Raw genomic sequence first — 13,768 nt, 5'->3', positions numbered from 1 at the left:
TCATTGTGAATCTTAATCGTCTGGATACGCGACTTTCTTTAAAGCTTTGATATCGGCATCGGGTGAGCATAAAGAAATAAACTCATAACCATAACCACGCAGTAAATGACCTTTACGCACCGCAATCCACGTTGTATTTACCCCAAAAATATCAGTCTTAATTTGTTTTAAACGATAATCACGTTCATGGTCATACGCCACGGCATTGACAATACCCACACCCATATTAAGTTCAACGTAAGTTTTAATGACATCGGCATCAAGTGCTGACATCACAATATCGACCGATAAACCGGCATTATCAAAAGCAGTATCAATCTTTGAACGCCCCGTAAAACCACCATGATAGGTAATGATGGGGAAGTCGACCAAATCTTCAATCTCAATATGATCTTTGCTGGCTAAAGGATGATTTTGCGGAGTGATAATACTGTGTTGCCAATTATAGTAGGGCACACTGGCAAGGTTATCTTCAGTGGTCAATGCTTCAGTTGCAATCCCAATATCGGCTTCGCCTTGAAGTAACATTTCAGTAATTTCAACAGGGCTTGCTTGTTGCAATATCAAATGGACTTTTGGAAAGGCTTTTTTAAATTGATTGACAATCGGTGGTAATACATAACGTGCTTGGGTATGCGTCGTTGCAATCGTCAGTGTACCTTCATCCACTTTATTAAAATCGTCTGCAAGACGTTTGATATTATCGGCATCGACCAACATGCGTTCAACAATGCCAAGCAGCGATTGACCCGGTTCAGTCAAACCAAGCAAACGCTTACCTTTACGAATAAAAAGCTGTACGCCAAGTTCATCTTCTAAGTCTTTAATATGTTTACTGACGCCCGATTGCGAGGTGTACAGCGCAGCAGATGCTTCAGTTAAATTAAAATTCTGTCTGACCGTTTCTCGAATAATTCTTAATTGTTGGAAGTTCATAATGTTATTTACCCTATACGTTGATGGGGCATCTCATGGCCCCATCTTTTAGTCTTTATGCGACTTGGTTTTCAAATAAGTGCAAGTTAAGTGCACTTAACCAAACGGTTTGATTGGCACGGAATTGATGTGAACGTGCTTCATCTGGTGTCAGCAAGATTTCAATTAAGTTCCCTTGGCGGTCATTGAGTTCAGCAACGACTTTACCTGCAATCCAAAGCTCACGAATAAAGGTGGCTTGAATCGCATTGTCTTGAGGTTGGGCATGAATACGGAATTCGTCAGGACGCGCAAATACAATGACTTCACCTTGAGCAGCATTTTTGGCAGCATCAAATTGAATACGATCTTCACCAAGTTGAATCAAACCGCCATTATTCTGACCTTCAAAACGATTGGCTTGACCCAAGAAGTCAAAGACAAATGGTGTTGCAGGGGTTTCATAGACTTCACGTGGTGAACCAATTTGCTCGACATTCCCTTTGTTCATCACCACAATTTGATCGGCAACTTCTAAGGCTTCTTCTTGGTCGTGGGTTACGAAAATAGAGGTGATGTGTAATTCATCATGCAGCGTACGTAACCAACGACGTAATTCTTTACGTACTTTAGCATCTAATGCGCCAAACGGTTCATCAAGTAAGAGCACACGCGGTTCAACTGCTAAAGCACGCGCAAGTGCAATACGTTGACGCTGACCACCTGAAAGTTGTGCCGGATAACGATCTGCCAAGAAGCCGAGTTGCACCAAATCAAGTAAACGTGTTACGCGTTTTTTAATGTCTGCTTCAGATGGACGAGTCGAGCGTGGACGAACACGTAAGCCAAAAGCAATATTGTCAAACACAGTCATATGACGGAATAACGCATAATGCTGGAATACAAAGCCGACTTCACGTTCACGTACATGCACATTTGTAGCATCTTCGCCTTCTAAAATGACCTGACCTGCATCAGCTGATTCTAAACCGGCAATAATTCGTAGCAATGTGGTTTTACCACAGCCCGAAGGACCGAGTAGTGCTACCAATTGACCATCTGGAAAATCGAGAGAAATATTTTTCAGTGCGTGGAATGCACCAAAGTGTTTTTCAATATTTTGTACTTGAATACTCATGTTGGCATTCCTTAAGAAACTGTTGAATCTTCATGGCGTTTGTCTTGCTTTTCTTGGCGTACTTCAACCCATGTTTTTAAAATTAAGGTCACAATTGCAAGTAGCGCCAACAGTGATGAAACAGCAAACGCAGCACTGAATGTATATTCGTTATAGAGAATTTCGACGTGTAAAGGCAGGGTGTTGGTTTCACCGCGAATATGGCCTGATACCACAGACACCGCACCAAACTCACCCATCGCACGGGCATTACACAAAATCACGCCGTAGATTAAGCCCCATTTAATATTTGGAAGGGTCACTTTCCAGAAGGTTTGCCAGCCTGATGCACCAAGCACAATCGCAGCCTCTTCTTCTTCAGTGCCTTGCGCTTCCATCAATGGAATGAGTTCACGTGCCACGAATGGAACAGTAATGAAGATAGTTGCCAGTACAATCGCAGGCACGGCATACAAAATCTTAATGTCGTTATCCATGAGCCAAGAACCCATCCAGCCTTGCGTACCAAAAATGAGCACCAGCATTAACCCTGCAATCACAGGGGAAACTGAAAACGGCATGTCAATTAAGGTGGTTAAGAAGGCCTTACCACGGAAATTAAACTTGGCAACCGACCAAGCTGCTGCAACACCAAAGACCACATTCATAGGCACTGCAATTAATGCCGTAATTAAGGTGAGTTTCACCGCTGATAAGGTATCAGGATGCACCAAAGCTTGCGTATAGACCCCAATGCCTTGTTTAAAGGCTTCAACGAAGACCAAAATCAAAGGCAAAATTAAGCAGCTTAGGAAAAAGATCAACGCAATAGCGATTAACGTGTATTTCACCCAAGTCGGTTCACGTGTCGCATCACGAGATTGCAGTTTTTCAGCAAGTGCATTGCTGTTGGTATTTAAACTCATCGTGCAGTTCTCCCTGTGCGACGGCTCGCCCATGCTTGTAATAAGTTAATCAAGAACAATAATACAAATGAGATGAGCAACATGACGACAGCAATGGTGGTGGCACCCGCATAGTCATATTCTTCTAAGCGAGAAATAATCATCAGCGGTGCAATTTCAGTTTTGAAGGGTTGGTTCCCTGCAATAAAAATAACCGAACCGTATTCACCGACACCACGCGCAAACGCTAAAGCAAAGCCCGTAATCAGCGCAGGGAGTAAAATAGGGAAAATCACTTTCGTCACAATTTGAAAACGATTCGCCCCAAGTGCAGAGGCCGCTTCTTCAAGTTCGGTTTCCAAGTCACTGAGGACAGGTTGCACAGTACGCACCACAAATGGAATACCAATGAAGATCAGCGCAAGCGTGATCCCAAGCGGGGTATATGCGACTTTAATGCCGAGAGGTTCAAGATATTGACCAATCCAACCTGTTGGCGCATAAAGCGACGTTAAGGCAATACCTGCCACGGCAGTAGGTAATGCAAAGGGTAAATCCACCAATGCATCGACAATACGTTTACCCGGAAAGGTATAGCGCACTAAACACCAAGCCAACAATAAACCAAAGATGACATTGATGACGGCTGCGATAATGGCAGCACTAAAACTCAGTTGTAATGATTTTAAAATCCGTTCTGAGCTTAAAATTTCCCATAGACCATCCCAACCGATGCCTAGAGATCTGATAAACACTGCAGACAGTGGAATCAAAACAATTAAAGATAAATACGCTAGGGTAAAGCCTAGAGATAGACCAAATCCTGGCAGCACTCGGGATCGCTGCGACATGATTATTCCTCAAAAGAGCGAATGCTAATTGAACACAACTAGCGAATATTAAAATTGAAATTGGCAACAAGCATAATTTGCGCCATTTAAAATGCAAATCTAAAAAAATACTTGCTGTCATCAGTATTGCTGATATGTTGCATCGACGTCGCTGAAGTTAAATATTGTTTGATTTCAGGGAAGGGGCCGAAACCCGATGCAACATTGACATGACCGACTTGACCTAAATTTATGGGTTGAATATTCCAAGATTTTGCCAATGCATGCGCATCTTCAAAACTCAGCCATGGGTCATTTTCACTCATGAGCATAATGGTCGGCACTTGAAGTTTTAAAGCATGAAAATATGCACTGTAATCCTGCTGGCTCTCTTGAGCAAAGCCTTGCTCACCAAAACGTGCAGGATTGGCAGGTGCCACCAAAATTAATTTTTTAATTTTAGTAGTGAATGATGGATGCTGCGCTAAAGCTGCAACACTGGTTAAACAACCAAAACTATGCGCCACAATCTCTATTTCATCTTCAATGCTTTGAATATTTTCAACAAAAGCTTCAATCCATTTGGCTAATACAGGATGCTTCCAATCTTTTTGTTCTACACGAGAGCATTGCATCAGACCACGTTGTAACCACGATTGCCAATGATGGTATTCACTGCCACCTACACCGGGAACGATAAGGGTGTGTGTCATGCTATTGCTCCTATGTAGAATAAAAGACCAAACTTATTTAGTATTATTTGCCTTCACAATTTGATCGAAGATACCGCCATTTTCGAAGTGGGCTTTTTGTACTTTGTCCCAACCACCAAATTCTTGGTCAATCGTAACCAATTTCAGTGGTTTAAAGGTCTGACTGTATTTCGCCAAGACTTTTTCATTACGAGGACGGTAGAAGTTACGTGCTGAAATTTCTTGCCCAAGTGGTGAGTACAAGAAATTTAAATAACCTTGCGCTAAGTATTTATTGCCTTTTTTATTCACGGTTTTTTCAACAATCGCGACCGGTGGTTCAGCTAAAATTGAAAGGGATGGTGTCACGATTTCAAATTTACCCGGTTGTTCACGTAAGGCTAAATATGCTTCATTTTCCCAAGCGAGGAGAACATCGCCAATACCACGTTCAGCAAAGGTGGTGGTTGAACCACGAGCACCTGAGTCTAAGACTTTGGTTTGTTTATAAATTTGACGTACAAATTCTTGCGCTTTAGCATCATTGCCACCGGCTTGATGTTTTGCCCAAGCCCAAGCCGCTAAATAGTTCCAACGTGCGCCACCTGAAGTTCTCGGATTTGGGGTAATAATCGCAACATTCGATTTAACCAAATCACCCCAATCTTTAATCTGTTTCGGATTGCCTTTACGCACTAAAAAAACAATGGTTGAGGTATAAGGCGTTGAGTTCTGAGGGAGTTTCTTTTGCCAGTCTTTCGGTAAAAGTTTAGCTTTTTCAGCAATGACATCAATGTCAGCAGCAAGGGCTAAAGTCACGACATCGGCTTCTAAGCCATCAATCACGGCACGTGCTTGCTTACCCGATCCACCATGAGATTGTTTAAAATTGATCTGTTGACCTGTACGACTTTTCCAATATTTGCCAAACTCTTTATTTACATCTTCATAAAGTTCGCGTGTTGGATCGTAAGATACATTCAGGAAGTCGCGCGCTACAGCACCAAATGATGTTGCTGAAATAACTGCTGCTAAAACCCCAAGTTTCAATTTTGTTGAAATGCTCATGTGAACCTCAATCTCTTATATCTATGTTTTGTAACATGGGTGCAGAATAAACGCATTCTTTATGCATAAAAAATAATTAATAATGAATTTTATATGAAAATAAAAGATAAAGAAGGGATGAATGATAGAAACAACAAAGGCCTTCATAGAGAAGACCTTTATGGAATGAAACTAAAAAACTATTTTGCGTTATTCGCCTTCACAATTTGATCGAAAATACCGCCGTTACTAAAGTGCGCTTTCTGTACTTTTGTCCAACCACCAAACTCTTTATCAATGGTCACCAGTTTTAATGGCTTAAATACATTGCTGTATTTTTTCAAAACCTCGGCATTACGTGGACGATAGAAGTTTTTTGCTGCCACAGTCTGACCTGCAGGTGAATACAAATAGTTTAAATAAGCTTTGGCAATGGTTTCGTTACCATCTTTTTTGGCATTTTTTTCGACAATTGCTACAGGTGGCTCTGCCAAAATTGACAGCGATGGGGTGATGATTTCAAATTTGCCCGGTTGCTCGCGAACGGCTAAATGCGCTTCATTTTCCCAAGCCAAAAGTACGTTTCCGATGCCACGTTCAGCAAAGGTTGTGGTTGCACCACGCGCGCCCGAGTCAAGGACTTTGGTTTGTTTATAAATTTGACGCACGAATTCTTGTGCTTTGGCATCGTTGCCACCCGCTTGATGTTTTGCCCAAGCCCAAGCCGCTAAATAGTTCCAACGCGCGCCACCTGAGGTTTTCGGGTTTGGGGTAATAATTTCAACACCCGGTTTGACTAAATCGCCCCAATCTTTAATGCCTTTTGGATTACCTTTATGGACAAGGAAGACAATGGTAGAGGTATAAGGCGTGGAGTTTTGTGGGAATTTCTTTTGCCAATCTTTTGGTAATAAGCCACGATCTGCAATTTCATCAATATCAGCAGCCAGTGCCAAAGTCACCACGTCTGCGTCTAAACCGTCAATCACAGCGCGCGCTTGTTTACCTGAACCGCCATGTGATTGTTTAAAGTTAAGCTCTTGTCCTGTGGATTTTTTCCAGTACGCACTAAATTCTTTGTTAAAGTTGTCGTACAATTCACGCGTCGGGTCATAAGAGACATTTAAAAAATCTTTTGCCGAAACGCTTAATGCAGATGCTGAAAGTAGTGCTGCAATTACCCCAAGTTTGAATGTGTTCATGGTCATTTTTGCCTCAATTTGTTTGGTTTTATTTGTTGAGGCAAGAATAGCTTTAGATTTTATGTATAAAAAATAATTAAAAAAGAAATTTATGTGAGGAAAAAAGATATCTAGTTCGCATCTATATATCGCGTTAAAAGTGCAAAGGAAGAGGTCGAATCAGCATGCTATGTTATAAGAATGCGCAAAAAATTGAACAGATCGATGTGCTTGATCGTGCTTTTCATTATGGTGATGGCTGTTTTACCACAGCACGTATTGTCAATAACCAGATTGAATTATGGGAACGCCATTTATTACGTCTAAGCGATAGCAATGAAAGACTAAGTCTTAACGCAAATCTGTCATCTATTGAACAGACTTTAGCTGTTTTAAGACAGGAATATACAGCATTAAAGGGCACATTAAAAATTGTCTTAAGTCGCGGTATTGGACAACGTGGTTACAGTTTGCCTGATCATCCAGCTGATCTTTGGGTATTTTACTATCCTCAATCTATTCAAAGTTTCAATCATCAAGTCATTGAAAGCGGCGTATTAGCACAGCCCATCGGTCTCACGATGCCGAATTTAGTAGGGCTAAAAACGCTCAATCGGCTTGAACAAGTCATGCTGAAAACTGAAGCGGATCAAAAAGGCTGGGCTGAAGCGTTGGTGGTGGATATTCAGGGTGCGATTGTTGAAGGGGTGAGCAGTAATTGTTTTATTCAAATAAACAATACATGGATTACACCCGATCTTCGTTATAATGGCGTATTGGGTGTGATGCGGGCTGAAATTTTAGCGCGTATGCAACAGTGTGATATCGAATGTGTTTCGCGTCGCATTGAGGTGGATGAACTGCCACATATGCAAAGTTTATTCTTTTGTAATGCACTCAGCCCTATGAAAATGGTTTCTCAATTTGAGCAGCGTGCTTTAAATACGCAGCCTTGTCTTGAGCTTTTTAATCGTCTCCGTTTAGATCAGATGTCGTCTTATGTCAACTTCAAAGCCTAAAACCAAAAAGAACAATAAAGTTAAAAAAAGCTCACCGATCAAAGGGCTTTTGCTACTTGTCATTGGTCTGCTTCTCATTGCCGGAATCATTTTGCAAAGTAGTCTCTGGAAAAAATATCCAGTTGAAAGTGATAAGCAACGTTTAGTGATTGGAAATGGTGAAACTTACTCAGGTTTTATTGATCAATTGGCAAAAGATAAAAAAGTGAGTTTTCCCATTGTCCTTAAGCTTTATCAACGTTTTATGATTCATGACTCGATGAAAGCAGGTGTCTATGAAGTGACCCAAGGCATGAGTGTCGCCCAAGTCCTGAGTATGATTTCAAATGCCGATAACGCAGAAATGAATCGTATTTTGGTGATTGAAGGTACGACGTTTAAACAACTCATTGATGCGCTGAAAAAAGATGATTTAGTCACGAAAGAAGTGGTGCACTTACCGACAAAGCAATTGCTGCAAGAATTGAATATTCCGTATTCACATCCTGAAGGGTTATTTGCCCCTGATACCTACTTTTTTGCCAAAGGCGAAACAGACCGTAAAATCTTGACGGACTTGTATCAACGCCAAATGAAAGCACTCGATGACGCATGGGCGAAGCGCGCCAGTGATTTGCCTTATGGAAATAAATACGAAGCCTTGATCATGGCATCGATTATCGAAAAAGAAACCAGCTTAGATAGCGAACTTGAGCAGGTATCGGGCGTATTTGAGCGTCGTTTAAAACTAGGCATGCGTCTGCAAACCGATCCAACCGTAATTTACGGCATGGGGGATAAATATCAGGGCAATATTACCCGTCAGGATTTGCGTACCCCAACGCCATATAACACTTATACCATTTCAGGGTTACCACCAACACCGATTGCATTACCAAGTAAAAAAGCTATTGAGGCGGCAATGCATCCTGATCAGTCAGACAATATTTATTTTGTCGCTACAGGCAATGGTGGTCATACATTTAGTAGTAATTTGCAAGATCATAATAAAGCGGTACAAGACTACCTTGCCGTTTTACGCTCAAAGAAATAAGGGAAATTCATGTTTATCAGCTTTGAAGGCACTGAGGGTGTCGGTAAAACTACACTTATTCGTCGAATTTACGAGGCATTTGTCGCACAAGGGCGTGATGTTGTCTTAACCCGTGAACCGGGTGGCACACCTATGGCGGAAAGTATCCGTGGTTTACTGCTCAGCGTTAATCATGAAGAAGCCATGTGTCATGATACTGAACTTTTATTAATGTACGCTGCACGTGCACAGCATTTGGCACAGGTGATTTTACCTGCATTAGACGCGGGTAAAATTGTGCTATGTGATCGTTTTACCGATGCCAGTTTTGCTTATCAGTGTGCCGGACGTGGACTCAGTGAAGATAAATTAAATTTACTGAATCAAAATTTTGTTGCACGTATGCCAGATTTAACCTTTTGGCTCGATGCACCGATTGAATTGGGCATGAATCGTGCGCGTGAACGCGGCGCACTCGATCGTTTTGAACAAGAGAAAGTCACTTTCTTTGAGAAAGTGCGTGGTGGTTATAAAACTTTATGGCAGCTTGATCCTGAACGCGTGAAGCGTTTAGATGCCACACAAACCCCAGATCAAGTTTTTTTAGACGCACAAAAACTGTTAATGGCAGTCTGATTGGTCAATATAATCTGACTTATTTCAATTCAAAATCTTCTATATTGCAGCTAATATAGAAGATTTTTTTAACGTATGAAAAGCAATATTCTCGAGATTCAACAGTTCTTAGCACAGGAATTTCCACAAAGCCTGCAAAAATGCGCTGTCATTGATGTGCAGTCAAAATATGCTCAAGTCTCATATCGAGTGGATGAACAGGAGCTACGACCCGGCGGCACAGTCTCAGGTCCGACGATTATGACCATTGCTGACTTTGCGTTATATGTGGCGATTCTTGCAGAGATGGGAATTGTTGCTTTAGCAGTCACGTCCAATATGAATATTCATTTTCTGCGTAAGCCTGATGGGTCGCGTAACTTAGTGGCTGAAGCACGTTTAATAAAAGTCGGGCGTGTGCTTGTGGTGGGTGAGGTGTGGGTGTATTCAGAAGGCATTGATGATCCTGTGGCACATGTGACAGGAAGTTATAGCCTACCTATAAAAGCATGATGGAAATCACGCAATCAAACGGAAGTGTAATCTTTTTCAAATATATGATTCTTATCATAAAAGTATTTTAAATCAAATTGTTAAATTTTGTTTTGATCCTCATTCTTTTTCTTAAAATCATGCTATTTCAGTGATATAGAAACTTTATTACTATAATAGGATGATCATGGGTTTAGTCGATCATGAAATCGTAACGCTGTTTCGCGAGTATGTTCATTCACTGTCTCCTAAACTCGTCGAAATGTTGAATGAACATTATTTGCACCAAACCGAACGTCGTGGGTGTGGTTATACACAAGCGACACGTGTACTCGCGGAATACATCAACTTACCACGTGATCCAGTTGAGTTTCATGATCTCAAGCTTTTCGACAATATTGATGTCAAAGCATTAAAGAAAATCCTTGATCAGCAAAAAATCAATGATTTAGAGATTGATTCGTGGCGGCATCTCGATCAATCGTATCAAATTACCAAGTTTATTGGAAAAGCATCCGCATCTGATTACAAGCAACATCTTGTGCAATGGACACAGCTACAACACAATTTACGAGAATTAAAGCAGCATGCAGCACTTGAGGAAAGTAAACTCATCTGTGAAATGATTGAAGATATTATCCTGCCGAAAACCTTTGAAGAAACCAATTTGGTACAGCTTGCGACCTTACACGAAAAGCCCAAAGTAGGTTCATGTCCGATGGCAGAGAACTTCTTTCTAAAAATTGCCCATCATCGAATATTACGCGAAGGTGAGATCAATATTTTTGTCGATGATCAAAATCGTCCTATTTTTCTTGAAAAATTAAACATGGGGGATAATCATTCTTGTATTAGCTTAAGACCTGTTTTGATGAATGGAGTGCGGCTCCCAGCAGGATCCTTATTTTCAGTTGATTACGATCGTGATGCGATTGAAAATAAATGCCCAAATAAACAATATAAAGGCTATGTGATGCCTTTCGATGCCATTTCAGGATTCTGGTTCTTACGTTTGACGACATTGGCGATATCTCCGCAAAATCGTAAACGGGCTTTTAGCACCCATTTTGAACAACAGGTTGAAAACGGTTTGTATAGTCCTGGCACGACACAACTGCAACAGCTTATCGATGTCGCGCAATCTCAAATAGAGTAATGAAGCATGCTAGATGTATGTTATTCCCCTGACTACTTTGCGCACACCCATACCAATAGTATGGAAAAGCTGACCGCAGTGGCGAACGCTTTAAAGTCGTGGAAAAAAATTAAGTTTCATGAACCGGAAAGTCTTGATCTTGAGCTCTTAAAACAATTGCATGACCCAAAATATATCGATGCATTTTTAACGGGGACACCAGAAAAATTAGCGACATTTTCAGGCTTTAAGCCGTGGAATGAGCAACTGCGTGATGCCGTACTTAAGATTAATGCAGGGCAGATTTTGGCAGCAGAATTGGCTTGGAAAAATGGTGTTTCAGCGAATATTGCCCAAGGCTTTCATCATGCAGTCTACGAATATGGCGGATCATTTTGTACTTTAAATGGTTTGGCTTTGGTGGCACAGAAATTTCCCAATAAACGTATTTTTGTTTTAGATTGCGACCAACATGGTGGAAATGGCACAGCAGAATTTACCCGCCGCTTAGATAATTTATTTAATTTTAGTATTTATGGTTTGCCTTTTGGTTGTCCGACTTATGAGCGTTGCCATACACGTTATGTCCATCCTAAACAGGGAAGTTTTGCTCAATATACTTTGGCTGTGCATGAAGGTTTTCATATGGCACAAGCATGGAAGGCGGATCTGATTATTTATCAAGCTGGTATGGATTGTCATCAAGCCGATCCATTCGGTTCAGCATGGTTTAACACGGATTTGATCGCCAAGCGTGAAGAAATGGTTTTTTCTTTAGCAAAAAAATCTCAGATTCCGATGATGTTCGTATTGGCAGGCGGTTATCAAAATTTAGATGATTTAGTTCAAATTCATTTGAAAAGTTTTGAAGCTGCTATTCGTGTGTTCCGCAAATAAAAAAGCCAAGATGGGGTCTTGGCTTTTAAATCTTGCACTTCAACTACTGCTAAACCACTTCAAGATTGACTAAGGGTTGCTCAAGCGCAAAGTTTGGTGGACTAAGTACCGTTTTACGCAGCTCAGGTAATAGCTCAGGATAATCCAAAGTGAAATGCAAGCCGCGAGATTCTTGCCGCGCCATTGCGCAACGTACAATCATTTCCGAGACCAGAACCAAATTACGTAGCTCAATCAGGTTCTTACTCACCTGATAGTCTTGATAATATTCGGTAATTTCAGTTTTTAGCATTTCAATGCGGTGTAGTGCGCGTTCAAGGCGCTTTGTGGTGCGTACAATGCCGACATAGTTCCACATGGTTTGACGTAATTCATCCCAGTTTTGCAAAATGACCACGTCTTCATCTGGGTTAGTGACTTGTGAATCATCCCAAGCGGGCACATTAGGTGACTGATAATTGTCATGATATTGATTTTGAATATGCTGAGCGGCACTCATACCATAGACGAAGCATTCTAAAAGTGAGTTACTTGCCATTCGGTTTGCACCATGCAAGCCTGTGTAAGACGTTTCACCAATCGCGTATAAACCTTTGATATCAGTTTGGCTATGCTCATCAACGACCACACCACCACAGGTATAGTGCGCAGCAGGAACCACAGGAATCATTTCCTGCGTAATATCAATGCCAAGTTCAAGTAAGCGCGCATACAACGTCGGGAAATGCTCTTGAATGAAGGCTTCATCTTTATGGGTAATGTCTAACCATACATGGCGAATACCAAGGCGTTTAATTTCATAATCAATCGCACGCGCGACAATATCACGCGGAGCAAGTTCAGCGCGTTCGTCAAAGCGCAGCATAAAACGCTCACCATCAGGTAGGCGTAAATAGGCGCCTTCACCGCGCATGGCTTCGGTAATTAAAAAAGAACGTGCTTGCGGATGATATAAGCAGGTCGGATGGAACTGATTAAATTCCATATTCGCCACACGGCAACCGGCACGATAGGCCATAGCAATACCATCGCCTGTCGCAATATCAGGATTGGATGTATATAAATAGGCTTTCATTGCACCGCCACAGGCAAGAGCGGTAAAGGGTGCTAAAAAGGTGTGCACTTTTTCATTTTTTTCATTCAGTGCGTACAGCCCCAAAGCACGGTTTTCACCTTCAAGGGCTAATTTTTGTGAGCTGATTAAATCAATCGCAATATAATTTTCAAAAATATGGATATTGGATTTTTCTTGGGCACGTTGTACTAAGGTACTCGAAATTGCACGACCAGTTGCATCTGCTGCATGAATAATACGCCGTTGAGAATGCCCCCCTTCACGGGTTAAATGTAATTGTGCTTGTTCATCCAAAGTAAATTGCACGCCATGCTTTAATAAAAAATCGACCGAAGGTTTGCCGCCTTCCACCGTTTGCTTGACGGAATCTAATTCACATAATTGTGCACCAGCAATCATAGTGTCATCAATATGCTGTTCTAGAGAATCGGTTTCGTCTAAAACAGCAGCGATGCCACCTTGCGCAAAATAAGTACTCGCATCGGTTAATGTTGATTTTGCCAGAAGCGCAATTTTAAAATGATCCGGTAGAGATAAGGCTAAACTCAGACCTGCACCGCCACTGCCCACAATAATCACATCAAAATGATGTGTTGTGTGTAAATTAGACATATTCATCAGCATATCGAAAATGAAAGTTCGCTAATAACAGCTTTTTTTTGTATAAAATGCAAGCATTAACACGCGTTAAATCATGAAAAAAAGAATCAATATATCTTATGATTTGGAATAATTGTGGAGCAATTATGGATGAAATATTTACATATATTTATCCAAAGTGATTTCACGTTATGCTACAAATACATCATATTTATAGCAATAATTTTAAAGGAATA

14 protein-coding genes are annotated in these 13,768 nt (G+C 41.2%); 6 read left to right on the top strand and 8 right to left on the bottom strand.

Going from position 1 to position 13,768, the window contains the following annotated elements; translation table 11 throughout:
• Positions 1-12: 12 nt before the first annotated feature.
• The 7 genes from GFH30_RS08810 to GFH30_RS08780 all read right to left on the bottom strand — a co-directional run bounded on the left by GFH30_RS08810 (position 13) and on the right by GFH30_RS08780 (position 6,708).
• Positions 13-936, bottom strand: coding sequence for a CysB family HTH-type transcriptional regulator (locus GFH30_RS08810; RefSeq protein WP_153371878.1), 924 nt, complete (start codon positions 934-936; stop codon positions 13-15).
• 55 nt (positions 937-991) lie between these two features.
• The gene (locus tag GFH30_RS08805; RefSeq protein WP_153371877.1) at positions 992-2,053 is read right to left on the bottom strand and encodes a sulfate/molybdate ABC transporter ATP-binding protein; all 1,062 of its coding nucleotides are present in this window, start codon (positions 2,051-2,053) and stop codon (positions 992-994) included.
• 11 nt (positions 2,054-2,064) lie between these two features.
• Positions 2,065-2,958 carry a sulfate ABC transporter permease subunit CysW gene (cysW, locus tag GFH30_RS08800; protein ID WP_153371876.1) on the bottom strand — a complete coding sequence of 298 codons (894 nt, stop codon included), beginning with the start codon at positions 2,956-2,958 and terminating at the stop codon, positions 2,065-2,067.
• Positions 2,955-3,788: a sulfate ABC transporter permease subunit CysT gene (gene cysT / locus GFH30_RS08795; RefSeq protein WP_153371875.1), complete on the bottom strand. Its 834-nt coding sequence runs from the start codon at positions 3,786-3,788 to the stop codon at positions 2,955-2,957. The genes cysW and cysT overlap by 4 nt, the downstream gene beginning before the upstream one ends.
• An 86-nt stretch (positions 3,789-3,874) precedes the next feature.
• Positions 3,875-4,480, bottom strand: a complete 606-nt coding sequence (locus tag GFH30_RS08790; RefSeq protein WP_153371874.1) for an RBBP9/YdeN family alpha/beta hydrolase — start codon at positions 4,478-4,480, stop codon at positions 3,875-3,877.
• A 33-nt stretch (positions 4,481-4,513) separates the two neighbouring features.
• Positions 4,514-5,527, bottom strand: a complete 1,014-nt coding sequence (locus tag GFH30_RS08785; RefSeq protein ID WP_153371873.1) for a sulfate ABC transporter substrate-binding protein — start codon at positions 5,525-5,527, stop codon at positions 4,514-4,516.
• A 179-nt stretch (positions 5,528-5,706) separates the two neighbouring features.
• Entirely contained in the window at positions 5,707-6,708 is a 1,002-nt protein-coding gene (locus tag GFH30_RS08780) for a sulfate ABC transporter substrate-binding protein (protein WP_171501011.1), read from the bottom strand.
• Positions 6,709-6,872: 164 nt separating this feature from the next.
• Here GFH30_RS08780 and pabC point away from each other — a divergent pair, with 164 nt between their 5' ends.
• The 6 genes from pabC to GFH30_RS08750 all read left to right on the top strand — a co-directional run bounded on the left by pabC (position 6,873) and on the right by GFH30_RS08750 (position 11,857).
• Positions 6,873-7,706, top strand: coding sequence for an aminodeoxychorismate lyase (gene pabC, locus GFH30_RS08775; protein ID WP_153371871.1), 834 nt, complete (start codon positions 6,873-6,875; stop codon positions 7,704-7,706).
• A complete protein-coding gene (mltG, locus tag GFH30_RS08770; RefSeq protein ID WP_153371870.1) occupies positions 7,687-8,739 on the top strand; it encodes an endolytic transglycosylase MltG in 1,053 nt (350 codons plus the stop codon). The genes pabC and mltG overlap by 20 nt, the downstream gene beginning before the upstream one ends.
• Before the next feature lie 9 nt (positions 8,740-8,748).
• Complete coding sequence (gene tmk / locus GFH30_RS08765; protein ID WP_153371869.1) at positions 8,749-9,354, top strand: dTMP kinase; 606 nt, start codon at positions 8,749-8,751, stop codon at positions 9,352-9,354.
• Positions 9,355-9,429: 75 nt separating this feature from the next.
• Positions 9,430-9,846, top strand: coding sequence for a PaaI family thioesterase (locus GFH30_RS08760; protein ID WP_153371868.1), 417 nt, complete (start codon positions 9,430-9,432; stop codon positions 9,844-9,846).
• Between the two features lie 166 nt (positions 9,847-10,012).
• Complete coding sequence (locus tag GFH30_RS08755) at positions 10,013-10,981, top strand: hypothetical protein (protein WP_153371867.1); 969 nt, start codon at positions 10,013-10,015, stop codon at positions 10,979-10,981.
• Positions 10,982-10,987: 6 nt separating this feature from the next.
• Positions 10,988-11,857: an arginase family protein gene (locus GFH30_RS08750; RefSeq protein WP_153371866.1), complete on the top strand. Its 870-nt coding sequence runs from the start codon at positions 10,988-10,990 to the stop codon at positions 11,855-11,857.
• A 49-nt stretch (positions 11,858-11,906) separates the two neighbouring features.
• On the opposite strand, the gene nadB is transcribed toward GFH30_RS08750, so the two are convergent.
• Positions 11,907-13,550, bottom strand: coding sequence for an L-aspartate oxidase (gene nadB, locus GFH30_RS08745; protein ID WP_171501008.1), 1,644 nt, complete (start codon positions 13,548-13,550; stop codon positions 11,907-11,909).
• Positions 13,551-13,768 lie beyond the last annotated feature (218 nt).

It is taken from the genome of Acinetobacter wanghuae (assembly GCF_009557235.1).
Lineage (GTDB): Bacteria > Pseudomonadota > Gammaproteobacteria > Pseudomonadales > Moraxellaceae > Acinetobacter > Acinetobacter wanghuae.
The sequence above is the reverse complement of the archived record's forward strand: the minus strand, read 5'-3'. Positions and strand labels throughout refer to the sequence as shown.

Coding starts and splice junctions, on each gene's coding strand:
- GFH30_RS08810 (WP_153371878.1), bottom strand. CDS start 936: ATGAACTTCCAACAATTAAGAATTATTCGAGAAACGGTCAGACAGAAT.
- GFH30_RS08805 (WP_153371877.1), bottom strand. CDS start 2,053: ATGAGTATTCAAGTACAAAATATTGAAAAACACTTTGGTGCATTCCAC.
- cysW (WP_153371876.1), bottom strand. CDS start 2,958: ATGAGTTTAAATACCAACAGCAATGCACTTGCTGAAAAACTGCAATCT.
- cysT (WP_153371875.1), bottom strand. CDS start 3,788: ATGTCGCAGCGATCCCGAGTGCTGCCAGGATTTGGTCTATCTCTAGGC.
- GFH30_RS08790 (WP_153371874.1), bottom strand. CDS start 4,480: ATGACACACACCCTTATCGTTCCCGGTGTAGGTGGCAGTGAATACCAT.
- GFH30_RS08785 (WP_153371873.1), bottom strand. CDS start 5,527: ATGAGCATTTCAACAAAATTGAAACTTGGGGTTTTAGCAGCAGTTATT.
- GFH30_RS08780 (WP_171501011.1), bottom strand. CDS start 6,708: ATGAACACATTCAAACTTGGGGTAATTGCAGCACTACTTTCAGCATCT.
- pabC (WP_153371871.1), top strand. CDS start 6,873: ATGCTATGTTATAAGAATGCGCAAAAAATTGAACAGATCGATGTGCTT.
- mltG (WP_153371870.1), top strand. CDS start 7,687: ATGTCAACTTCAAAGCCTAAAACCAAAAAGAACAATAAAGTTAAAAAA.
- tmk (WP_153371869.1), top strand. CDS start 8,749: ATGTTTATCAGCTTTGAAGGCACTGAGGGTGTCGGTAAAACTACACTT.
- GFH30_RS08760 (WP_153371868.1), top strand. CDS start 9,430: ATGAAAAGCAATATTCTCGAGATTCAACAGTTCTTAGCACAGGAATTT.
- GFH30_RS08755 (WP_153371867.1), top strand. CDS start 10,013: ATGGGTTTAGTCGATCATGAAATCGTAACGCTGTTTCGCGAGTATGTT.
- GFH30_RS08750 (WP_153371866.1), top strand. CDS start 10,988: ATGCTAGATGTATGTTATTCCCCTGACTACTTTGCGCACACCCATACC.
- nadB (WP_171501008.1), bottom strand. CDS start 13,550: ATGAATATGTCTAATTTACACACAACACATCATTTTGATGTGATTATT.